Source organism: Pectobacterium sp. IFB5596 (genome assembly GCF_021432585.1).
GTDB lineage: Bacteria > Pseudomonadota > Gammaproteobacteria > Enterobacterales > Enterobacteriaceae > Pectobacterium > Pectobacterium punjabense.
In genome coordinates, this window is sequence record NZ_LXFY01000031.1 from 189,423 (window position 1) to 211,427 (window position 22,005).

Genomic DNA, 22,005 nt, shown 5'->3' on the forward strand with positions numbered 1-22,005 from the left:
ATTAACTAAAGGTACGAAACTGTTATGTATCACGTTGTTGCTGCAACTACCAACCCGGCAAAAATTAAGGCTATTAGTCTGGCATTCACCGATGTCTTTGGTGCAGAAAATTGCCGCATCGAAGGCGTTGACGTCGATAGCGGCGTCCCACGCCAGCCTCTCGGCTCTATTGAAACCCGTACCGGAGCCAGAAACCGCGTTATGATGGCACGTCAGGTACGGCCAGAAGCCGATTTTTGGGTCGGTGTAGAAGCAGGCATTGAAGAAAGTATGACTTTCGCCTGGATGGTGATCGAAAATGCTCACCTGCGTGGCGAATCACGTTCTGCAAGCCTGGTCCTTCCAGAAAGTATATTACATGGTATCCGTGAAGGGCGGGAATTAGGTGATGAAATGGAACGTTTGACGGGCGTTCAGAACATTAAACATAAAGGCGGTGCCATCGGCGTCTTCACCGACGGCAAATTATCGCGCACTAGCGTGTACCATCAAGCGCTGCTGCTGGCGCTGGTGCCATTCCATAATCCAATCTATCAGATTCCCGTTCAGGCCGCGAAACCGTAACGGTTACGCGTCTTCATCCAACGGTTTATCTGCCGACAGCAACTGCGCTTCCAGCCAGCTTTTTAACGCAGGGGGCGCGGCTTTCAGACTATTTGAACCGCGCGTAATCGTAGCGATTCCCGCTCCTAGCTCACTTTTCAGTTCGCGCTGGCTCATTTCACCCCGCATTAACTCTTGCACAATTCGCACCCGCGTTCCCAACGCTGTACGCTCATCTGGCGTCAACAGCAGTTGCAGCAGTGGCAGTTGGAGATCTTTCTCAATTGACTGCTGTAATAGCGCGACAAAGCGTAACCAATGCTCATTGTCTTGTTCAGAAAGTGCTGGGTCGATTAGCGATAACGGAGTCATAATTGGCTGCCATACTATTTAACTAGTACGGCAGCATAGCACAGTTCCGGGTAACGATCGCAACGCCGCGTCTCAGTAACGCCGTTGCCATTCTCCATCCGTCAGCACATTGGCTGGCTGGTTGAGGAAATAACGATAGAAGACGTCATAGGCCAGCACATTTTTCACGTAACCGCGTGTTTCCGAGAACGGGATACTTTCGATAAACGCAACGGGATCGATACGCCCCGCGCTGTTCCTCAGCCAGGTATTCACGCGCGACGGCCCGGCATTGTAAGCCGCAGAAGACAGAATGCGGTTACGGCCAAATGTCTGGTACACGTACTCCAGGTAGCTCGTTCCCAACAGAATGTTCGTCTCAGGATCAAGCAGTTGGCTGCTGTTCGTGTAGAACGTGATATTGCTCATTTTAGCGGTATGCTGCGCCGTCGCAGGCATCAACTGCATCAGACCCGATGCGCCGACGGGCGACCGCGCTTTCGGATTCCAGGCGCTCTCCTGACGGGCAATCGCCATCGCATAGCTCTGGCTGATCCCCTTGCCCTGCGTTTCACGGCGGAATTCATCATTCCAGGCCAGCGGGAAGCGCTCTTCAAGATGATCCCATAATTTTGCAACAATCGTCGCCTGAACGCTTAAATCTGCCCAACGCTGTTCAAACGCATAGCGAGCCAGTGCTTCCTGCTGCGGCTTACTACGATTCGCCACCAGCCCGACCCACTCGCTACGCGCCAGATTATCCATCTGCCAGAACATCAATTCCCGCACGCGGGTGATTTCGGGTAATTGGGACAAAGAAGGGTCCGGCTTCACTGCCGCCATGATAGTAATAGCATAGCGCTCGTTCAGTTTCTGCGCCGCCGCCATTGGGTAGAACCCACGCTCCTGCATCAGGCTGCGTAATAGCGTCTCGCCTTCCTGACGTTTGCCCTGATCCAACAGCACGACGGCACGCCAGTAGCGCCATTCATCTTTCTGCAACGCCTCCGCCGGTAAACGCGCCATCCAGCTCGTCAAGCCCTGACGATCGCCTGCACCCAACGCCATACGCACGCGACGTTCCAGCAAGGTGGTCGATGTGCTGCGCCGCACCACGCTATCCCGCCACTGTGCTTGCTCTGGTGTGGCATCATTCCCCATTAAACGCCAGGCGATGGTTTCTTCCATATCCTGACGTTCTGCGGCGCTCATCTTTTGCAAACGGGCAATAACCGGCAGCATCGAACGGGCATTGTCCGTATCCTGACGCGCCGTACGCGTAAAGGCCGACAGCGTGACTTTACGGGTGAAATCCGTTGGCCCGACGGTGCGAGCAAAGCTCTCCAGCGAATTGGGATCATTCTGGAGTTTCAGCAGCGCATCACCCATCGTTTTATAATCGTCGGGCAATTGCTTAATGAGATAGCTCACCAGACTACCGCTGCCTTCATCCATGGCAAGACGCGCACGTTCCAACGTCGTCAGCGGCGTTTGTTCACCCGCTTGCTGCCACACGGAGAAGAGTTTATCGCACACGGTAGGGAGCGAACGCCCGGTTAGCCAGATATCACGCGTGGCTTCCCAGACGCCTTGGCGCTGGCCAGTTGCCCATTGGGCGTAATAAAAATTACAGCGGGCGCTGACCGGCTTCGGCGGCTGCGGGCTAAATGCCAGTAGCCCGATCCAGTCCTGACGGCGTGCCAGTTCATTCACAAAGCTGGTGGTCAGATTACGGGCAGGCGGCAGCGTTGGGTGCGTTGCCATAAACTGCCTCACCTGCGTTGCGCTTATCTGACTCAGATCCTGCGTAAGCGAGCGATATTCAAGATAAGGATAAAGCGGGTAGCTGCGCAGCGTCGGCATCAATTGCGCTACCGTGTCCATTTGGTTGCTGTCCCACGCCTGCTTCACCTGCTGATAACGCTGGCGCTGTTCGTCCAGAGAATCCGCCAGCACATGACCGGAAGCCCCAGCCAGACATATCGCCGCAACGGCGTACCACCAATGACCTGCTTTTATCACCTGCATTAACCTCATCCGTTATCGAACCTGCTATCGGCATCCTTCATCGTATCGATACCCAATCCTATCGGGCAGATCCAGTGTGGCACATCATGCCAGACAACGATACGCCGATCCGCAAACCGATTCTGAAATTCACCGGACGGGTCTACGTCTCAGATCGACAATGGCAAATCGCCGGATAGCTGGGATCGCGGGCTGAAACCCGCTACACTCAACGGTTAGGATAATCGAGCGTTGCCGAGGTGTTTTCTCAGCGGCGCTATTCGTATTCAGTAGCACAGTGCTACACATCGTCACCCGCTTAAGGTGACAAATCATAGAGATAAGAGAGAGGCGAAGTCGCAACGTGGCTCAATATGTTTATACCATGCATCGCGTCGGCAAGGTCGTTCCGCCGAAGCGTCACATTCTGAAAAACATCTCCCTCAGTTTTTTCCCCGGAGCCAAGATCGGCGTACTGGGTCTGAACGGAGCCGGTAAATCAACGCTGTTGCGTATTATGGCTGGCATTGATACGGACATCGAGGGTGAAGCTCGCCCACAACCAGGAATCAAAATCGGCTATTTGCCGCAGGAACCGCAGTTAAACACGGAACACACCGTACGTGAATCCGTGGAAGAAGCGGTGTCTGAAGTCGTGACTGCGCTGAAACGTCTTGATGAAGTCTATGCGTTGTATGCCGATCCAGATGCAGACTTCGATAAGTTGGCCGCCGAACAAGGTCGGTTGGAAGAAGTCATTCAGGCGCACGACGGCCACAACCTGAATAACCAGTTAGAGCGCGCGGCAGATGCCCTGCGTCTGCCTGAATGGGATGCAAAAATCGCCAACCTGTCCGGGGGGGAGCGCCGCCGCGTTGCACTATGCCGTCTGCTGCTGGAAAAACCAGACATGCTGCTGCTCGACGAACCGACCAACCACCTGGATGCCGAATCAGTCGCCTGGCTGGAACGCTTCCTACACGATTTCGAGGGTACCGTGGTGGCGATTACCCACGACCGTTACTTCCTCGATAACGTCGCAGGCTGGATTCTGGAGCTGGACCGCGGTGAAGGCATTCCGTGGGAAGGTAACTACTCTTCTTGGCTGGAGCAGAAAGATCAGCGTCTGGCACAGGAAGCCTCTCAGGAAGCGGCACGTCGTAAATCGATTGAGAAAGAGCTGGAGTGGGTGCGTCAAGGCGCTAAAGGCCGCCAGTCGAAAGGTAAGGCGCGTCTGGCACGCTTTGAAGAGCTGAACAACACGGAATACCAGAAACGTAACGAAACCAACGAACTGTTTATTCCACCTGGTGCCCGCCTCGGCGATAAAGTGGTGGAAGTCACCAACCTGAGTAAGTCTTACGGCGAGCGTCAACTCATCGACGGGCTTTCTTTCTCCGTACCGAAAGGTGCGATTGTCGGCATTATCGGTCCGAACGGTGCGGGTAAATCAACGCTGTTCCGCATGATGTCCGGTCAGGAACAGCCAGATAGCGGCGCGATTGAACTGGGTGAAACCGTCAAACTGGCGTCAGTCGACCAGTTCCGTGATGCGATGGACAACAGCAAAACCGTCTGGGAAGAAGTTTCTGGCGGGCAGGACATCATGCGCATCGGCAATACCGAAATGCCGAGCCGCGCTTACGTTGGCCGTTTCAACTTCAAAGGGGTTGATCAGGGAAAACGCGTTGGTGAACTATCCGGTGGTGAGCGTGGTCGTCTGCATCTGGCGAAGCTGCTACAGGTAGGCGGCAACGTGCTGCTACTCGATGAGCCGACCAACGACCTGGATATCGAAACCCTGCGCGCACTGGAAAACGCCCTGCTGGAATTCCCTGGCTGCGCCATGGTGATCTCGCATGACCGTTGGTTCCTCGACCGTATCGCAACGCACATTCTGGATTATCAGGATGAAGGTAAAGTGGAATTCTTCGAAGGTAACTTTACCGAATACGAAGAATACAAGAAGCGTACGTTGGGTGCAGAAGCGCTGGAACCTCACCGCATCAAGTACAAGAAGATTGCTAAATAAGCCGTCACCAGACGTCATAAAAAAGTGGCCCGCATCGCGGGCCATTTTTCTTTCTGATGGTGTGTTATTTACTGTAAGCGATCAGAACGTTTCCCAGTTTTGATTATCACTACCTTTACTGCTGGCACTAGCGATGGCCATTGCTGGCGCTAAACGTGGTTGCGCAGTTGCTTTCGGCAATGACGTTCTCCGTTGCTGGGCCACGCCAGCCAGCTTGAATACCGCGACAGCCTGCGTCAAACGCGCCGCCTGCTCTTCAAGCGAAACCGCTGCCGCCGAGGCTTCTTGCACCAGTGCCGCATTCTGCTGCGTCGCACTATCCATTTCAGACACGGCCTGACTCACCTGCCCGATACCACGGCTTTGCTCATCAGACGCAGAGGCAATTTCCCCCATGATGTCAGTGACGCTAACAACCGCACGGACAATCTCACCCATCGTTGACCCCGCCTGCGCCACCAGCCCAGAGCCGGTATCGACCAACCTGCCAGATTCACCAATCAGCGTTTCGATTTCCTTCGCTGCCTGCGCACTACGCTGCGCCAGATTACGAACTTCCCCCGCGACCACGGCAAAACCACGCCCTTGTTCACCCGCCCGCGCCGCTTCTACTGCGGCGTTCAACGCCAGAATATTGGTCTGGAAGGCGATGCTGTTAATAACGGAAGTGATCTCGGAAATACGTTTTGAGCTAGTGGAAATATCATGCATGGTATCCACCACACCTTGCACAATCTGTCCGCCTTTCTCTGCTTTTTCAGACGCGTTCTTCGCCAGTTGGCTAGCATGGTGAGCGTTGTCAGAGTTTTGTTTCACCGTTGCGGTCAGCTGTTCCATGCTCGCGGCGGTTTCCTCCAGCGCGGCTGCCTGCTGCTCGGTACGCGAAGAGAGATCGACGTTACCCGCGGTAATCTCTGACGATCCCTGATAGATCGAATCTGCACCTTCACGAACGATCGTGACCGTATCGGTCAGCTCCGCCTGCATATTCTGGATATTCGTTCCCAGAATACCGATTTCATTACGCCCCATTACCATTGGCGGTTGTGTCAAATCCCCCGCCGCAATCTTCTGGATACGCTCAACCAATCGGTTGATAGGCGCGAGGATCACATTGCGTACCATGATGTACGCCATAATCGCCATAATGATGGATAAGGCAAATGAGCCCGCCATCATCCAGTTACCCAGTTTCGCGTTCTCCGCCGCTCGATCATTGATGTCTTGCGCAGCTTTCGTAAGTTCAGTCACTTTCTTACGCACCGGAACGCTAAACGCTTCATCTAATGTGCGCGCCACCGTGCTTTCCAACGACACCAGATCTTCGAATTCACCATCATTCGTCGCTTTCTGCATCACCGCAATCGCGTTATCACGATAGTTGGCGTAAGCCTTGAGAATATCCTCATCCAGAGCCTTTTCACTCTCCAGTCTGTCTGGGCGCGCAAGATATTCATCAAGACGTTTCTGTGAGGCTCTGACTCGACCAGCAGCCTGATCTGAAGCAGCTTTAAATACCTCGTGATCGCTAATACGGTTTGCTGCACCCGCCTGAATGAGCAGCAATCTGGCAACACGTAATTGATCGAGGCTGCTGCTGATACCTGCACGGATGTCAGACAGATCATTAGCCTTATCCAGTGAATCATTGCTCTGCTTTAAGAAATAACTTGCGGTGCCAATAGAAAGCGCAAAAAGAATCAGGATAATTGAAAAAAGAGTAATAAATAGCGAGACGAGACGTATATTGTTGATGTAACTCAACTTCTCTTTTTGAACAGACATCGATTGCATTGTCATTTTCACCATCACTGGTCTACATTATCTCTGCCATCATGGCTGCGACAGAGCTCGGATATTACCGTGACAACAACGCCACGCAGGAAATAAATACCTTTCATAAAAAAGTAAAAAGGAACCACATTGTGTTATCGGCACTTCCACGCTAAAGCGTACCTAAAATAAGTTGATAGAAATCACGTTTCAATAAAAATTGAAACTCATCCATAAAAATGAAACAAAAACGTTTTTCTCTGCCTATCACGGCGACTTTTTCAACGCTATTGAGTAATCATCCAATGCACGATGTTGCAAAACAAAGTCGATAAAACACGCTAGCGCGGGCGAGTTCAGCTTGCGGCTGGGGTACACCAGATAAATCTCATTGGCCTCCGCCTGCCAATCCGGCAGAACCTTAACCAACTTTCCTGACACCGCTTTATCTTGGCAGAGAAAATCCGGCAACAGCGTAATCCCCGCCCCCGCAATCGCGCACTCGCGGGCGTAAAGCAGGTTGTCTGTAATGTGTGCGTCAGGTAATAGCCAACGATAGAGTTCTGAACCGCGGTGAAGGAGCCACTCTGTCCAGGCATGATGCGCAATACAGCGATGTTGCTGGAGCTGTTGCGGATGAAGCAATGCAGGATGCCGTGCAAGATAGTCAGGCGATGCCAGCAAATATCGCGGAGTCTGTCCGAGTGAACGCCCAATGAGTGAGGAATCGTGCGGTTTGCCGGTACGAAAAGCGACGTCAAATCCCTCCTGAACCAGATCGATCACGGCATCTGAAATCAGCACATCCAGCGATACCGCGGGAAAGCTCTGCTGAAACTCGGCGGTGAGTCGCGCCAGCAGTGTGGAACCTAACCCCGCAGGGCTGGTAATACGTAGGCGCCCACTCGGGTTATCGCGCAGGCGCTGTATGGCGAGATCGGCACGCTCACTGGCTTGTAGCATCTCCTGGCAGTGAATCAGGTAACGTTCGCCAGCAAACGTCAGATTTAGCTGGCGCGTCGTTCGGTTAAGCAGCCGCAGGCCGATCTGCTGTTCGAGCTGGCTAATACGCAGACTCAAGCTGGATTTTGCCAACCCTGCTTTTCGTGCCGCCAGTGTAAAGCTGCCACACTCAGCCACCAGCGCAAACAGTGCCATATCCTGCAATTGTTTAAACATTATTGTTCATCTCAGTCGAACACTTCATTATTTATTGTCCATCTTATCAGCCCTATCTCCGTGTTCTACACTTGGTTGTATTCAAAAACATGTCCCATTCACAAGACCCTATTCTGAAAATAATGAGGAATACACCATGACCGCTCATGCGATAGCCGTTGATCCACAACAGCCAGAAAACTTCATCGCCATCACACAGGAGATCCCGGAACCGGGCGAATACGATCTGCTGATCGGCGTAAAAGCCATTTCCGTCAATCCGGTTGATACCAAGGTTCATGCCGGATTGCGTCAGAATGGGTTACAGCAACCCAGAATTCTCGGCTGGGACGCCAGCGGCATCGTGCTGAAAGCGGGCAGCGCGGTTAGTCACTTTCAGGTCGGTGATGAAGTCTGGTACGCGGGCGACATCACACGCCCTGGCAGCAACACCACCCATCAGTTGATTGATTCACGTATCGTGGCGCGTAAGCCCATCTCTCTGGACTGGGCAGCCGCTGCCGCCATGCCGCTCACGGCGTTAACCGCATGGGAAGGATTGTTTGAGCACCTGAAAATACAGCAGGCCGACAGCAAGAAAACGCTGCTGATTATCGGCGGCGCGGGCGGCGTCGGTTCTCTCGCGATTTCTCTGGCGGCGTTACGCAGCTCGGTGAACATTATCGCCACCGCATCACAGCCAGACTCGGCAGAGTGGTGCCGCCAGCGCGGCGCGCACAAGGTCGTGGATTACCGTAATCTGGTGGATGAGCTCGCAAAAGAAGGGATCAAGCAGGTTGATTATATCTTCTGCCTGAACGATACCGACGGCCATTGGGATGCCATCAGCAAACTGATCGCGCCAATGGGGCACATCTGTACCATCGTGGAAAACAAAAATCCGCTCGACCAAACGCAGCTAAAACTCAAAAGCGCGGCACTGCATTGGGAACTCATGTTTACTCGCAGCATGTTTACCACCCCGGATATCGCGGAACAGGGGAACATTTTGCACGACGTCGCACAACTGGTTGATGCAGGGAAACTTCAGGGAACCGCCAGCGAAGCGCTGCAAGGGTTAACGGTAGATACGTTGAAGCAGGCACACGATAAAGTACTGGAAGGGCATATGCGCGGCAAGATCGTTATCGCGCTGTAATAACGCAACCAGCCCCGTTTGGGGCTGGCTGTTTATTCACTGATTGGAACGTATTAGAACAGCAGACGGGCACGAATAGTGCCAGGGATCGCTTTCATCAGTTGCAGCGCCGTTTGCGCGCCGTCGGTTTCGACGTCAATCACCACATAACCAATTTCAGGCGTCGTTTGCAGATACTGTGCGGCAATGTTAATACCCTGCTCAGCAAAGATCTGGTTAATTTTGGTAATCATACCAGGACGGTTTTCATGGATGTGCAGCAGACGGCTGGCGCGTGCACCATGAACAGGCAGCGACACCTCTGGGAAATTCACCGCAGACAGCGTAGAACCGTTGTCTGAGTATTTCGCCAGTTTTCCGGCAACTTCATCACCGATATTTTCCTGTGCTTCCTGCGTGGAGCCACCGATATGCGGCGTTAGCAGCACGTTATCAAACTCACACAGTGGTGACAGGAACGGATCGCTGTTGGTTGCAGGTTCTTGTGGGAATACGTCAATCGCCGCACCGGACAGATGCTTGCTGCTCAACACGTCGCACAACGCTGGAATATCAACTACGGTACCACGAGCGGCGTTAATCAGGATTGAGCCCGGCTTCATCAGCGCCAGTTCTTCAGCGCCCATCATGTTATACGTGCTTTCATTTTCCGGCACGTGCAGGCTCACCACGTCGCTCATATTCAGTAAATCAGACAGGTGACGCACCTGCTGAGCATTGCCCAGCGGCAATTTACTTTCGATATCATAGAAGTAAACATGCATACCGAGGCTTTCAGCCAAAATACCCAACTGCATACCGATATGGCCGTAGCCGATGATCCCGAGTTTTTTGCCGCGCGCTTCAAACGATCCCACAGCCAGTTTGTGCCAAATACCACGGTGCGCTTTCGCGTTGGCAGCCGGGATACCGCGCAGCATCAGCAACATTTCGCCGATCACCATTTCTGCTACGGATCGGGTATTGGAAAAAGGTGCGTTAAATACCGGAATACCGCGTTTGGTCGCAGCCGACAGCTCAACCTGATTAGTCCCAATACAGAAACACCCTACCGCGATCAGTTTTTCCGCAGCAGCAAAAATTTCTTCTGTCAGATGGGTACGCGAGCGGATACCAACAAAATGCGCATCGCGAATGGAGGCTTTCAGCGCCTCAGGATCTAGTGCGCCTTTATGGAACTCGATGTTGGTGTAACCGGCTGCACGCAGGTTATCCAACGCGCTCTGGTGCACGCCTTCCACTAACAGAAACTTAATCTTGTCTTTTTCCAGTGATACCTTTGCCATTTCCCGACCTTATTTTCAGACTTCAAATGTGACAGAGTGCTAAATAACCTCTGCCAACATAACAAAAATTACGCAGTCAGCAATACAAACGATTGCGTTGCCCGAATCGCGCCACCGAGAAGCGCGCCTGATTTATGGCAAAAAATATTGCCAAAGAGATACATCGCCATATCGGCGATAAACAAAATAAGAAAATGTGATATTAAGTACCAAAAATGAGCCGTTAACTAAATAGATTTTTTTAGCTAAAAAATTTCTGACGTGGAACGTGGACGCTCATCACGTCAGAACAATCGCGAACTCATTTAACGACAGTTTTTACACCCTCGGCGGTGCCGACTAACGCAACATCTGCGCCGCGATTAGCAAACAACCCAACGGTCACGACGCCTGCGATACCATTGATGTGGTTTTCTACCGCAACGGCATCCATGATATTCAGGTTGTGTACATCCAGAATGACGTTGCCGTTATCCGTCACCACTCCCTGACGATATACTGGCTGCCCGCCTAGCTTCGCCAGTTCACGCGCCACGTAAGATCGCGCCATCGGAATAACTTCAACGGGCAACGGGAACGTGCCCAGCACATCAACCTGCTTGGATGCATCAACAATGCAGATGAACTGGCGCGACAGCGCCGAAATGATTTTCTCGCGGGTCAGTGCCGCACCACCGCCTTTAATCATCTGCATATGGCCGTTGATCTCATCGGCACCATCGACATAAACATCCAACGAATCGACTTCATTGGCGTCAAAAACGGGGATACCCAGACTTTTCAGCTTTTCCGTTGAGGCATCAGAGCTGGAAACCGCGCCTTTGATTTGATGCTTTATCGAACCCAGCGCATCAATAAAGTGTGCTGCCGTCGATCCGGTTCCTACTCCCACAATGGTGTCAGGACGGACATAGTCGAGCGCCGCCCATCCCACTGCTTTTTTCAGTTCATCTTGCGTCATAATCTGCTTCTGGCCTGTAGAATCAATATACGAAAACGTGTGCGTATTATAGAACATGCGCGTTGGGGAAAGCGTGCAAATTCATCACCCCATTGCCGCATTATTTCATACGCACCGCGCCACACGCAGCGTGCTGAATCGTGATTGCACACAACAGCCAAAATAAGATTTCTGCATGGCAAATCAGCAAAATGTGGCATAGTGAAAAAAACGGACTCATTCAGAGGATTTTGAATTTCATGAAACGCCCGGACTATCGAACGCTTCAGGCTCTGGATGCCGTCATCCGCGAGCGTGGTTTTGAACGCGCTGCCCAAAAGTTGTGTATTACCCAATCTGCCGTTTCGCAACGCATTAAACAGCTGGAAAATCTGTTCGGCCAGCCGCTGCTGGTCAGAACCATTCCTCCTCGTCCGACGGAACAAGGGCAGAAACTGCTGGCTCTGCTTCATCAGGTAGAATTGTTGGAAGAAGAGTGGCTGGGCAATGAAACTAACAGCGATATCCCGCTGCTGCTGTCGCTGGCGGTGAACGCTGACAGTCTGGCAACCTGGCTGTTACCCGCGTTACAGCCGGTGCTGGTCGATTCACCGATTCGCCTCAACTTGCAGGTAGAAGATGAAACGCGTACTCAGGAAAGGCTGCGCCGGGGTGAAGTGGTGGGCGCAGTGAGTATCCAATCTCAGCCGCTGCCAAGCTGTCTGGTGGATAAACTGGGCGCACTGGATTATCTGTTTGTCGCATCACCCACCTTTGCTGCCCGCTATTTCCCGAATGGCGTCACGCGTTCGGCGCTCCTGCGCGCGCCTGCGGTCGCCTTCGACCATCTGGATGACATGCATCAGGCTTTTTTACAGCAAAACTTTGATTTATCGCCGGGCAGCGTTCCCTGCCATATCGTGAACTCGTCGGAAGCCTTTGTTCAATTAGCGCGACAGGGCACGACCTGCTGCATGATCCCGCATCTGCAAATCGAGAGAGAACTGGCCAATAACGAGCTAATCGACCTGACGCCGGGGCTATTTCAACGTCGGATGCTCTATTGGCATCGCTTCGCACCAGAAAGCCGGATGATGAGGAAAGTGACGGACGCCCTACTTTCGCACGGCCATCAGGTACTGAGACAATCATAACGTACTGAGAGAGTGATAAACGAAAACAGGCCTGTCTGAACAGGCCTGTTAGTAGCATCACTGCGTTCACGCAGTCATTACGGCGTACGCTGTAGTTCAAACACGACATCCACCTGATCGTCAAAGTGAATGGTTTGCTGTTCATAAGTTTGTGCCGCTTCCGTTTGCGTCGCCGCATCTGCCGTTTTAAACATCCGTGCCATTGGCATCGGCTGATAGTTGGCAACATGGTAGCGAACGCTGTAGATCGGCCCCAGCTTGGCATTGAAGCCCTGCGCCAGCGCTGCCGCTTGGCTCGTCGCCTGCTCAATCGCTTTCTTACGCGCTTCGTCACGATAGGTTTCTGGGTTAGCCACGCCGAGTTCTACCGTGCGAATCTCATTCAGGCCCGATTTCAACGCCCCATCCAGCAGTTCGTTCAGTTTATCTAACTGACGTAATGTCACTTCAACCTGACGCACGGCACGGTAGCCTTTCAGCACCGATCCCCCCGTTTTCAGATAGTCATATTCCGGCTGCGTGCGCAAATTGGCGGCATTAATGTCTTTTTTCTCAATGCCGTTTTTACCTAGAAAATCAAAATATTGTGCAACGCGGGCATCGACCTGCTTTTTCGCTTCCGCCGCATCTTTCGATGACACGCTCACTTCAATCGCCAAGCGCGCAATATCCGGCGTGGCGTCTACGCTGGATGTCCCTGACGTCACGATATGCGGGCCATCCGGCAATTCCGCAGCCTGTGCGACCATCGACACACCACCAAATCCTACTGCGGCGGCCAGCGCCAGTGCATTTAGCTTCATCATACCTCGCTTCACACTCTCTCCTTACTGATGTTTCGTCACGCGTGTGTCCCGGCAGATTTTTCCTACGTCGGCACAGCACGTTCCAGAATGAAAGATACAAGAAGGGTATCTTTTACCAGACAACATAACGTATTACTGACTCCACACAATATAGGTGAATTTCTGAAACGTAGCGTAAGGTGATGTCATTTATTTCTAACCACTATTGCCAACCGTGACGCGCCAACTGCAAGGCAATCCCCCACATCACCACGCCGACAAAAACGTTGATGACCCGCTGTACCCTCGACGTATTCAGCCACGGTGCCAACCAGGCCGCCAATAACGCCAGCGCGAAGAACCAGGTGAAGGAAGCCGTTATCGTCCCCAGCGCAAACCAGCCTCGATCATCCTCCGTAAATTGGCTCCCCAGGCTTCCCAACACCACAAAGGTATCGAGATAAACATGGGGATTAAGCCAGGTCACTGCCAGCATAGTGGCAATAATCCGCCAGCGGCTCTGCTTCATCACCTCAGCGCTAGCCAGTGCGATATTTTTGCTGAAAGCCGTTTTCATCGCTCCCCAGCCGAACCAGAGTAGAAACGCAACGCCGCCCCAGGTCACCGCCCCCAATAACAGCGAAGACTGGCTGAGCAACGCGCTGCCGCCAAAAATACCGGCGGTAATCAACACCATATCGCTCACGGCACACAACAGCGCTACCATCAGGTGATACTGACGGCGAATTCCCTGATTCATCACAAATGCATTCTGTGGCCCCAGCGGCAGAATCATCGCCGCGCCTAATAGAACGCCTTGTAGAAAGACAGCAAACATGATTTCCCTCGTAGATAAAGCGCCAATAGCGGCGCATGCGCGATGTCACTCGCGCATCATACGAAGGGATAATCATTAGATGAAATGGATGTTTCTAATCAGGCATTAGCCAAGCTAATACTCAACCGGGCGTGACAAAACCCAGCTCCAGAGAAATACGCTGCGCGGTCGCGATGACCGGCTTAATCAGCGATTTCATACCGATTTGCTGTAACTTAGCGGTAGGCAGGGATACCGATACGGCATAAGGAACACGCTGCTGAATATCAAATACCGGCGCGGCAATACACGATACGCCAAGTTCATTTTCCTCACGATCCATCGCCAGACCTTTCTGACGAATATCCTCCAGCTCTTCATACATCTTCGGCAGCTCGGTGATGGTATTGCGCGTGAGAGGCTGGATAGTATTTTGGTGAGTTTGCCAATAGTACGCAGGGTAGTCGCTTTTACCATACGCCATAAATATTTTGCCCATGGCGGAGCAATAAAGCGGCATGTGCTGACCGATATAAGCGCGAGTACGCATCATGCCCGTCGTCGGCTCCAATTTGTAAATCAGAATGACATGATCGTCTTCACGGCTGGAGAAGTTTACCGTCTCTCCCACTTCCAGATTTAATTGCACCAAATGGGGCGATGCGACGTGGATAATATTCAGTGAAGACAGGGCCTTCTGCCCAATAGAGATAAATTTAGTCGTCAGACGATAGCTGCCGGGTGAAGGTGCCTGCGTAACATAGCCACTGGTGTGCAGCCCTTGTAGCAGCCTGTGCACGGTGCTTTTGTTCATCCCCGCCAGTTCTGACAAATGGGCGAGTGGGCAACCATTAGGAAAATTACTCAGAATTTCAATCAATTGCAAACCACGAAATAGACTCTGGCTCCCCAGCGGTTTCTCTTTTTGATCGTCTTTCTCATTAACAGCTTTCGGGCTCATAACTGATCTCCAGAATCAGGGGCTGGGCAGTGCTTGCGCAGAAATTGCTGCAACGCAGTGTGTCGCCGCCATCCATTTCTCTTAAGAATAGCGATGTTACCGCAAGGGCTGCATGAGGTGAAGTGGAACGCCGTTTCATTGTCGGCATGACATCCCGAATACGCAACCTTCCCCCTGTCCATGAAGTGAGCAGTACGTCACAAATACGAAACAACAAAAATAATCATTTGTTTTTTAAAGAAATTAAAAACCTCTTTGCCTTTGCTTTAGCGCAATCTTCAGTATATTGTTTTTGAAATCAAGTTTCGCATATTGAAATATGCGGATTATTAAAACGCCAAAATATTACTAATTTCGTTCCTGCCACATCACATTCAGGACGCGATGCCGTTCTGAATTAATGGGAACAGGTTGCTTACCGATTTTGCACCGCATCGCAGCGTGTGCTGAACACAAGGGCGCATCACATGAATCAAATCAATGCGGATCAACCCATACTTGCGCTTAGCCACATCACTAAACGCTTTGGCGGCAACATTGCGGTTAATGATGTCAGCCTTCAGGTCATGCCGGGCGAGGTGCTCGCGCTGCTGGGCGAAAATGGCGCGGGGAAATCGACAATTATTAAAGTCCTCGCAGGCGTCTACCCCCGCGATGGCGGTGATATTCAATTCCGTGGAACCAGCATAGCGTCAGCCGCAGCGATAAAAAGTGATGGCCTCCAGCCTATTGCGTTTATTCATCAGGATCTGGGGCTGATCGAGTGGATGACGGTGGCGGAAAACATGGCGCTGGTCATGGGCTTTCCACGCCGCTTTGGATTAATTGACTGGCGGGCGATCCGTCAGCGTGCCAGCCAGGCGCTACAGGATGTGGGGATCGCACTCGATCCCGATGCCCGCGTATTTGAACTCTCCCGCACGGAAAAATCGCTACTCGCCATCGCGCGAGCCGTCGCGGTGAATGCCGAACTCCTCGTGCTGGATGAACCCACCGCGTCGCTTCCGGCAAATGATGTCCGCCATCTTTTTTCCGTGATTAACCGGCTGCGTGCGAAAAAAGTGGGCATGATTTACGTCACTCACCGACTGGATGAAGTGATCGACATCGCCGACCGCGTCTGCGTCATGCGCGATGGTCGCTATGTCGCGGGCGGTAAAACGGCGGATTATTCGCTGCGCGACCTGGTGCAGTTGATTGTGGGTGAAGCCATGCCCGGCGATCAGCGTGAACCCTTGCCTGCCCTTTCTTCTCCTGTTCTCCAGGTAAAAAACGTCACTGTAGGCGACATCGGCCCGGTCAGCTTTAGCCTGCAACCGGGGGAAATGCTCGCGCTGGCGGGTCTGCGCGGCGCGGGTCAAGAAGAAATCGGTCGTTTGCTGTTCGGGCTGCGCCAATGCGACAGCGGAGAAATTCAGTTTCGTGATGCACCTTACCACGCTAGTTCACCGCAACAGGCGATGGCTCATGGCGTCTCGCTGGTCGCAGGCGATCGCACCAATGAAAGTCTAGTGATGTCGATGAGCGTCCGCGAGAACCTGTTTATCAACCCCTGCGCCAGCGGACATAAGCTCTTTTCCCGCTACAGCCGTCGCGAAGAGATCGGGGCAAGCTGGTGGAAAGTACAACTGTTCGATGTTCGCCCCAAAAACGTCAATATCGACATCAGTGCGCTGTCTGGTGGCAACCAACAGAAAGTGGTGATGGCACGCTGGATGCACCTCGGCGCGCCGCTGCTGATCCTCGAAGATCCCACGGCGGGCGTTGATGTCGGTGCTCGTGCAGAAATTTACCATCTATTAAACAAGTCACTGGCAGAAGGCGTCGCCGTGCTGGTGATTTCCAATGATTTCGAGGAGATCGCCCACATTTGCAATCGCGCACTGGTTTTCAATCGGGGCAATGTCGTCGGCGAACTCAAAAATCAACAGGTCTCTTTCGCCAACTTATTGGAACTGGCGTCTGCCAGCACGGGGGAAACCACGGCTTCGGCCTGAATAGCACGCTATTGCGCAGGCGAACTGAATCCACAGTAAAAAAATTCAGACGCTCACACAGCCTCACCTGTTCGAAGGAAGAAAATAATGTCTAATAAAACATCAGTAAAATCAACGGCGCTAGAGCAACGAGTGAGTCTGGCACAGGATGGTGCCGGCCCCTGGCTGATGCAAATTCTGACCCGCTATGGCCTGCTGTTACTGTGCATCGCGCTGGTTATTCTGTTTTCACTTGCCACGCCATCGTTCGCTTCCATGTTGACGCTACAGGCCATCCTCTCCAGTAAAGCCAAAATCGCCCTGCTGGCACTGGCCGCGACCATTCCCATGATCGTCGGAAAAATCGATCTCAACGTCGGTTTCGGCATCGTGCTCTGGCACATTCTGGCGATTACGCTTCAGGTGGAATACGGCTTCTCATGGCAGATGGCCGTGCTGACAGTGCTGGTCATTTCCGCGCTATACGGCTTGCTCAACGGCATTCTGGTGGCATTGGCCGATATCGATAGCTTCGTCGCCACGCTGGGTTCTGGCACCGTACTGTACGCCGTCGCCCTGTGGCACTCAGGCGGCCGCCAGATCGTCGGCGATCTGCCTGATGCCTTCATTGCTCTGCACCATACCGAGATCGGCGGGATCCCTATCGTGGCCTTCTATGTCCTGCTTGTCGCGATCGTTTTATGGCTCGTCACTGAACATACGCCGCTCGGCCGCTGCATGTATGCCGTGGGGGGCAATCCGGCCGCAGCACGTCTCAATGGGATTTCCGTTAATCGTTTTACTATCGGTGCCTTCATCACGTCCAGCGTATTGACAGGCTTTAGCGGCGTGTTGATCGCCGCAGAACAAGGCGTCGGACAAGCCAGCGTCGGTATGGATTATCTCTTGCCTGCGCTGGTTGGTGCATTCCTTGGCAGTACCACGCTTCGCCCCGGCCGAGTTAACGTCTGGGGAACGGTTATTGGCATCGCCATTCTTGCGATTGGCATCGCCGGTATCCAGCAATTTGGTGGCGAATTCTGGGTGGAACCGTTGTTTAACGGAGCCACGCTGCTGCTCTCCATCACGCTGGCAGGCTACGCCCAGCGCCGCCGCTTACTGAATCAAAAAGCCGTACAACGCCGTCAGGCTGACACACCCCAGCGCCACCACCAGGAACCTTCTCATCAGAAAAACACGCCACCAGAAAACAATAACCATAACGTGACACATCCCTAACAGGAGCACCCCCTATGAAACGTTTATTGCTGTTATCAGGACTGACCACCGTGTTATTAAGCAGCCAGTCAACGTGGGCTGACAGCTATCTCGATCAGGCAACAGCGGCCGTTGCAAAAGCGACCGCCAGCAGCACACAGTGGGATGGCCCGACTCAGGGGCCGCAGTTACAGCCGAATAAGAAGATTATTTTTATTGCTTCCGATATGAAAAATGGCGGCGTTCAAGGCGTGCAACAGGGGCTGAATGAAGCAGCCAAAGCCGCAGGCTGGAAGTTAGAAACGCTGGACGGCGGCGGCTCGGTCAAAGATCAGTTGGCCTCGCTCAATCAGGCGATCGCTCAAAAGCCAGATGGCATTGTGATTGGCGGCTGGAACCCAAATGTCGCCAAAATCCCGCTAAAGAAAGCCATTCAGCAAGGCATTGTTCTGACAGCGTGGCATGCCGTACCCGAACCGGGGCCGCTGCCTAAATACGATATTTTCTACAATGTGACCTCTGATTCGAATGACGTCGCCCGCATCGCCGCACAATACGCCGTCGTTAAATCAGGTGGAAAAGCCAATGTTTTAATCTTTACCGATTCCCTTTATCAAATCGCTCTTGATAAAGCCAACGTCATGAAAGACGAAATCGGTAAATGTAGCGGCTGCAAGGTGGTGGAGTTCATCGACACACCGCTCGCCGATACCGCAAACCGCATGCCTGCCATGACGTTTAGTCTGTTGCAGAAATACGGCGACAGCTTCCAGTATTCGCTGGCAATCAACGATCTGTATTTTGATTTCATGGCACCGTCGTTAAAAACGGCTGGGAAAGGCGGTAAAAATGCACCGTACAACATTTCGGCTGGCGATGGTTCCATCTCTGCCTATCAGCGCATTCGCTCCGGCGATAGCCAATCAGCCACCGTGCCTGAGCCCCTGAAACTGCACGGCTGGCAGTTACTGGATGAGTTTAACCGTGCCTTTGCCAAGCAACCGCCTTCTGGCTATGTCACCCCGGCACATTTGGTGACTGCCGAAAACGTCGCGAACGATGGCGGTAATAACAACCTGTATGACCCACAAAATGATTATCAGGGCCATTACCGGGCAATCTGGGGTGTGAAATAAGTGGAGAGCCCAGCATGACACAACAACTTGAGCGCCTGTGTTCTCCCGCCATCTGGGCCGAAGGCCCAGTATGGTTGCCGCAGCAGGATGCCGTGGTCTTTAGCGATGTAAAAGGAAATCGGATGTTTATCTGGTCGCGTACTGGCGACGTCACGCTCTGGCGCTCTCCATCCCACTACGCCAACGGCAATGCACTTGATGCGCAAGGACGCGTCGTGAGCTGCGAGCATGGCCGACGTGGTATCAGCCGTCGTGAGCACAATGGCGATATTCACGTTCTGGTCGACCGCATTGACGGGAAACGCTTCAACTCGCCCAACGATGTGGCGATCCGTAGCGATGGCACGATCTGGTTTACCGATCCGCCCTATGGCATTACCAGCGATGACGAAGGCTACAAATCAGAAAGTCAGGTCATTGGCTGCTATGTCTACTGCTTCGATCCGCGCGATGGCTCACTCAGCATCGCGGCCAGCGATCTCCAGCGTCCAAACGGGCTGGCCTTTTCGCCAGATGAAAAATATTTATATGTTGCAGACATGTCGATTATTGATTTCCCCACGCTGGGTCGTCGCGATCTGCGAATTTATCCGGTTGAGGGAAAGCGTCTGGGAGCGGGCCAGTTTTTTGCCCGCGTCGAGCCGGGCATTCCCGATGGCTTCTGTGTTGATCGCACTGGCAATCTGTTTTGTAGCTGCGCTGACGGCGTCCTGATTTTTAGTCCCGATGGTCATCAGATCGGCAAAATTGATGTACCGGAGTGCGTGTCCAACTGCACCATTGGCGGGCCAGAAGGGAATGAACTGTACATCACGGCAACAACGTCGCTTTACCGTATCGGGGTAGAGTCGTACCGGTAAAACCACGCCTGTGGGTAGTTAACAGGGGGAGTCTCTCCCCCTGCTTTCTCACGCCTGTACTCTGTGTACCGACCAAAATGCGGCACCGATCACAAAGTCACCACATTAAAATAACTAATTGTTTTTAAAGCAAAATTTAACCCTCTCTCGTTTTGACTTCATGCAAGCACAGGTATAGCATTTATTTGAAATGCAATTTCGCATAATGAAATATGACGAATAAAAAGCAATCTAACCATCGTCATGGAGACGCGTTATGAGAGTGAGTTACGACGACCTTAAGCAACAGTTCAAACGTGTTTTACTGGTGCGCAATGTAGCGGAAGAAACCGCCGATGCCTGCGCGACGCTGTTCGCCGATACTTCAGCCGACGGCGTTTATTCTCACGGTGTAAACCGCTTCCCACGCTTTATTCAGCAGTTGGACGCTGGCGACATCGTACCCGATGCCGAACCCAGCAAACTGCTCTCACTTGGTGCTATCGAACAGTGGGATGCCCATCAGGGCATTGGCAACCTGACGGCGCGCCGCATGATGGATCGCGCCATGCAGTTGGCTGATGCGCACGGTATCGGCCTGGTCGCGCTACGCAATGCTAACCACTGGATGCGCGGCGGCGGCTATGGCTGGCAGGCAGCCGAGAAAGGCTATATCGGTATTTGCTGGACTAATTCGATCGCCGTTATGCCACCGTGGGGAGCAAAAACCTGCCGCATCGGTACTAATCCGCTGATCGTCGCCGTCCCCGGAAATCCGATCACCATGGTGGATATGTCGATGTCGATGTTTTCCTATGGCGCGCTAGAGATAAACCGACTGGCAGGCAAGACCTTGCCCGTTGATGGTGGGTTCGACAACGACGGTAATTTGACCCGCGATCCAGCCATTATCGAGGAGAACCGACGCATCCTCCCGGCGGGCTACTGGAAAGGATCGGCACTGTCTATTGTGCTGGACATGATCGCCACCCTACTGTCCGGCGGTGCCTCCGTCGCAGAAGTCACAGAAGATCATCGCGACGAATACGGCGTATCGCAGGTCTTCATCGCCATTGAGATCGATAGGTTGATCGACGGCAAAACCCGCGATGAAAAACTGAAACGCATAATGGATTACATCACCAGCGCCGAGCGTACCCAACCTGATGTCGCCATCCGTCTGCCGGGCCATAAGTTTCCGCGTATTCGCGAAGAAAACTTGCGCGACGGCATCCCGGTTGATGAACGGGTGTGGGCACGTATTCAGGCGCTTTAACAAGGAGACGTCCCATGATCTTCGGTCATATCGACAATACCGTTTTTGGTCAGCACCCTGCGCCCGTCGCCCGTGCGCTGGCCTACCTGCAAAAAACCGACTTCAGCGCCTTACCGGCTGGTCGCTACCTTGATGAAGAGACAGGCTATACCGTTCAGGTACTGGATCTACACACGCAGACTAAAAGTGACTTACGTCCTGAAGTCCATCGTCACAATATCGATGTGCAATTTTTAGTCAGCGGAACCGAACGGATCGGCGTGGTAACGGACAACGGCCGTAATCCGGTACATCAGGAATGGAACGAAGCACGCGACATCTTGTTCTATCAGGATGTTGATGACGAGTCCTGGCTGACCATGCATTCCGGCAACTTTGCCGTGTTCTTTCCTCAGGATGTGCATCGTCCAGCCTGCATTCACGAGCAGCCCTGCGCAATCCGCAAAGTGGTGGTGAAGATACCGATGGCACACTTTCACGCTCCCTAATCGTTTCTGATTTTGCCATGTAACGCGACACATGCCTGCGGGCATGTGCGGGGATCGCTACGCGCGAAAAAGCCCAAAGTGAAGCACGCCATGCACGCAACATGTT

General features: G+C 52.9%; 19 protein-coding genes. 10 read left to right on the forward strand and 9 right to left on the reverse strand.

Going from position 1 to position 22,005, the window contains the following annotated elements; all coding sequences use genetic code 11:
- The first annotated feature begins 24 nt into the window (after positions 1-24).
- Positions 25-564, forward strand: coding sequence for an inosine/xanthosine triphosphatase (gene yjjX / locus A6301_RS19770; protein ID WP_107169217.1), 540 nt, complete (start codon positions 25-27; stop codon positions 562-564).
- A 3-nt stretch (positions 565-567) separates the two neighbouring features.
- Here the strand turns inward: yjjX and trpR are convergent, their stop codons facing one another.
- Entirely contained in the window at positions 568-915 is a 348-nt protein-coding gene (trpR, locus tag A6301_RS19775) for a trp operon repressor (protein WP_107169218.1), read from the reverse strand.
- 72 nt (positions 916-987) lie between these two features.
- Positions 988-2,922: a murein transglycosylase gene (gene sltY / locus A6301_RS19780; protein ID WP_205540303.1), complete on the reverse strand. Its 1,935-nt coding sequence runs from the start codon at positions 2,920-2,922 to the stop codon at positions 988-990.
- Positions 2,923-3,265: 343 nt separating this feature from the next.
- Between sltY and ettA the strand changes: the two genes are divergently transcribed.
- A complete protein-coding gene (gene ettA / locus A6301_RS19785) occupies positions 3,266-4,933 on the forward strand; it encodes an energy-dependent translational throttle protein EttA (protein WP_107169220.1) in 1,668 nt (555 codons plus the stop codon).
- Positions 4,934-5,014: 81 nt separating this feature from the next.
- Here ettA and A6301_RS19790 read toward each other — a convergent pair whose 3' ends face one another.
- Together A6301_RS19790 and A6301_RS19795 are read right to left on the reverse strand one after the other, a co-directional pair.
- Positions 5,015-6,718, reverse strand: a complete 1,704-nt coding sequence (locus tag A6301_RS19790; RefSeq protein WP_205540305.1) for a methyl-accepting chemotaxis protein — start codon at positions 6,716-6,718, stop codon at positions 5,015-5,017.
- 255 nt (positions 6,719-6,973) lie between these two features.
- A complete protein-coding gene (locus A6301_RS19795; protein WP_234258549.1) occupies positions 6,974-7,885 on the reverse strand; it encodes a LysR family transcriptional regulator in 912 nt (303 codons plus the stop codon).
- A gap of 136 nt (positions 7,886-8,021) precedes the next feature.
- Between A6301_RS19795 and A6301_RS19800 the strand changes: the two genes are divergently transcribed.
- On the forward strand, positions 8,022-9,023 hold the full coding sequence (locus A6301_RS19800; protein WP_215483184.1) for a zinc-binding alcohol dehydrogenase family protein: 1,002 nt from the start codon (positions 8,022-8,024) through the stop codon (positions 9,021-9,023).
- 53 nt (positions 9,024-9,076) lie between these two features.
- On the opposite strand, the gene serA is transcribed toward A6301_RS19800, so the two are convergent.
- Together serA and rpiA are read right to left on the reverse strand one after the other, a co-directional pair.
- Positions 9,077-10,309, reverse strand: a complete 1,233-nt coding sequence (serA, locus tag A6301_RS19805) for a phosphoglycerate dehydrogenase (RefSeq protein ID WP_107169223.1) — start codon at positions 10,307-10,309, stop codon at positions 9,077-9,079.
- Positions 10,310-10,610: 301 nt separating this feature from the next.
- Entirely contained in the window at positions 10,611-11,270 is a 660-nt protein-coding gene (rpiA, locus tag A6301_RS19810; protein ID WP_107169249.1) for a ribose-5-phosphate isomerase RpiA, read from the reverse strand.
- A 239-nt stretch (positions 11,271-11,509) separates the two neighbouring features.
- Here rpiA and A6301_RS19815 point away from each other — a divergent pair, with 239 nt between their 5' ends.
- The gene (locus A6301_RS19815) at positions 11,510-12,403 is read left to right on the forward strand and encodes a LysR family transcriptional regulator ArgP (protein WP_010300546.1); all 894 of its coding nucleotides are present in this window, start codon (positions 11,510-11,512) and stop codon (positions 12,401-12,403) included.
- 77 nt (positions 12,404-12,480) lie between these two features.
- Here A6301_RS19815 and A6301_RS19820 read toward each other — a convergent pair whose 3' ends face one another.
- From A6301_RS19820 to A6301_RS19830, 3 genes are all read right to left on the reverse strand, one after another.
- A complete protein-coding gene (locus A6301_RS19820; RefSeq protein WP_107169250.1) occupies positions 12,481-13,206 on the reverse strand; it encodes an oxidative stress defense protein in 726 nt (241 codons plus the stop codon).
- Positions 13,207-13,411: 205 nt separating this feature from the next.
- Positions 13,412-14,026: an arginine exporter ArgO gene (argO, locus tag A6301_RS19825; protein WP_107169224.1), complete on the reverse strand. Its 615-nt coding sequence runs from the start codon at positions 14,024-14,026 to the stop codon at positions 13,412-13,414.
- A gap of 121 nt (positions 14,027-14,147) precedes the next feature.
- Positions 14,148-14,966 carry an IclR family transcriptional regulator gene (locus A6301_RS19830; RefSeq protein WP_107169225.1) on the reverse strand — a complete coding sequence of 273 codons (819 nt, stop codon included), beginning with the start codon at positions 14,964-14,966 and terminating at the stop codon, positions 14,148-14,150.
- Between the two features lie 467 nt (positions 14,967-15,433).
- On the opposite strand from A6301_RS19830, the gene A6301_RS19835 reads away from it, so the two are divergent.
- The 6 genes from A6301_RS19835 to A6301_RS19860 all read left to right on the forward strand — a co-directional run bounded on the left by A6301_RS19835 (position 15,434) and on the right by A6301_RS19860 (position 21,899).
- Positions 15,434-16,963, forward strand: coding sequence for a sugar ABC transporter ATP-binding protein (locus A6301_RS19835; protein WP_234258550.1), 1,530 nt, complete (start codon positions 15,434-15,436; stop codon positions 16,961-16,963).
- An 87-nt stretch (positions 16,964-17,050) separates the two neighbouring features.
- Positions 17,051-18,181 (forward strand): ABC transporter permease, encoded by a 1,131-nt coding sequence (locus tag A6301_RS19840; protein WP_005973142.1) that lies wholly within the window; start codon positions 17,051-17,053, stop codon positions 18,179-18,181.
- 14 nt (positions 18,182-18,195) lie between these two features.
- Entirely contained in the window at positions 18,196-19,296 is a 1,101-nt protein-coding gene (locus A6301_RS19845) for a substrate-binding domain-containing protein (RefSeq protein WP_234258551.1), read from the forward strand.
- Positions 19,297-19,310: 14 nt separating this feature from the next.
- Positions 19,311-20,156, forward strand: coding sequence for an SMP-30/gluconolactonase/LRE family protein (locus tag A6301_RS19850; protein WP_234258552.1), 846 nt, complete (start codon positions 19,311-19,313; stop codon positions 20,154-20,156).
- A 256-nt stretch (positions 20,157-20,412) separates the two neighbouring features.
- Positions 20,413-21,411 (forward strand): 3-dehydro-L-gulonate 2-dehydrogenase, encoded by a 999-nt coding sequence (gene yiaK / locus A6301_RS19855; RefSeq protein WP_234258553.1) that lies wholly within the window; start codon positions 20,413-20,415, stop codon positions 21,409-21,411.
- Between the two features lie 14 nt (positions 21,412-21,425).
- Positions 21,426-21,899: a YhcH/YjgK/YiaL family protein gene (locus A6301_RS19860; RefSeq protein ID WP_107169231.1), complete on the forward strand. Its 474-nt coding sequence runs from the start codon at positions 21,426-21,428 to the stop codon at positions 21,897-21,899.
- The last annotated feature ends 106 nt before the right edge of the window (positions 21,900-22,005 follow it).

Coding starts and splice junctions, on each gene's coding strand:
- sltY (WP_205540303.1), bottom strand. CDS start 2,922: ATGCAGGTGATAAAAGCAGGTCATTGGTGGTACGCCGTTGCGGCGATA.
- A6301_RS19860 (WP_107169231.1), top strand. CDS start 21,426: ATGATCTTCGGTCATATCGACAATACCGTTTTTGGTCAGCACCCTGCG.
- serA (WP_107169223.1), bottom strand. CDS start 10,309: ATGGCAAAGGTATCACTGGAAAAAGACAAGATTAAGTTTCTGTTAGTG.
- trpR (WP_107169218.1), bottom strand. CDS start 915: ATGACTCCGTTATCGCTAATCGACCCAGCACTTTCTGAACAAGACAAT.
- A6301_RS19845 (WP_234258551.1), top strand. CDS start 18,196: ATGAAACGTTTATTGCTGTTATCAGGACTGACCACCGTGTTATTAAGC.
- A6301_RS19840 (WP_005973142.1), top strand. CDS start 17,051: ATGTCTAATAAAACATCAGTAAAATCAACGGCGCTAGAGCAACGAGTG.
- yiaK (WP_234258553.1), top strand. CDS start 20,413: ATGAGAGTGAGTTACGACGACCTTAAGCAACAGTTCAAACGTGTTTTA.
- yjjX (WP_107169217.1), top strand. CDS start 25: ATGTATCACGTTGTTGCTGCAACTACCAACCCGGCAAAAATTAAGGCT.
- argO (WP_107169224.1), bottom strand. CDS start 14,026: ATGTTTGCTGTCTTTCTACAAGGCGTTCTATTAGGCGCGGCGATGATT.
- A6301_RS19835 (WP_234258550.1), top strand. CDS start 15,434: ATGAATCAAATCAATGCGGATCAACCCATACTTGCGCTTAGCCACATC.
- A6301_RS19815 (WP_010300546.1), top strand. CDS start 11,510: ATGAAACGCCCGGACTATCGAACGCTTCAGGCTCTGGATGCCGTCATC.
- A6301_RS19795 (WP_234258549.1), bottom strand. CDS start 7,885: ATGTTTAAACAATTGCAGGATATGGCACTGTTTGCGCTGGTGGCTGAG.
- A6301_RS19830 (WP_107169225.1), bottom strand. CDS start 14,966: ATGAGCCCGAAAGCTGTTAATGAGAAAGACGATCAAAAAGAGAAACCG.
- rpiA (WP_107169249.1), bottom strand. CDS start 11,270: ATGACGCAAGATGAACTGAAAAAAGCAGTGGGATGGGCGGCGCTCGAC.
- A6301_RS19800 (WP_215483184.1), top strand. CDS start 8,022: ATGACCGCTCATGCGATAGCCGTTGATCCACAACAGCCAGAAAACTTC.
- A6301_RS19850 (WP_234258552.1), top strand. CDS start 19,311: ATGACACAACAACTTGAGCGCCTGTGTTCTCCCGCCATCTGGGCCGAA.
- A6301_RS19820 (WP_107169250.1), bottom strand. CDS start 13,206: ATGAAGCTAAATGCACTGGCGCTGGCCGCCGCAGTAGGATTTGGTGGT.
- A6301_RS19790 (WP_205540305.1), bottom strand. CDS start 6,718: ATGTCTGTTCAAAAAGAGAAGTTGAGTTACATCAACAATATACGTCTC.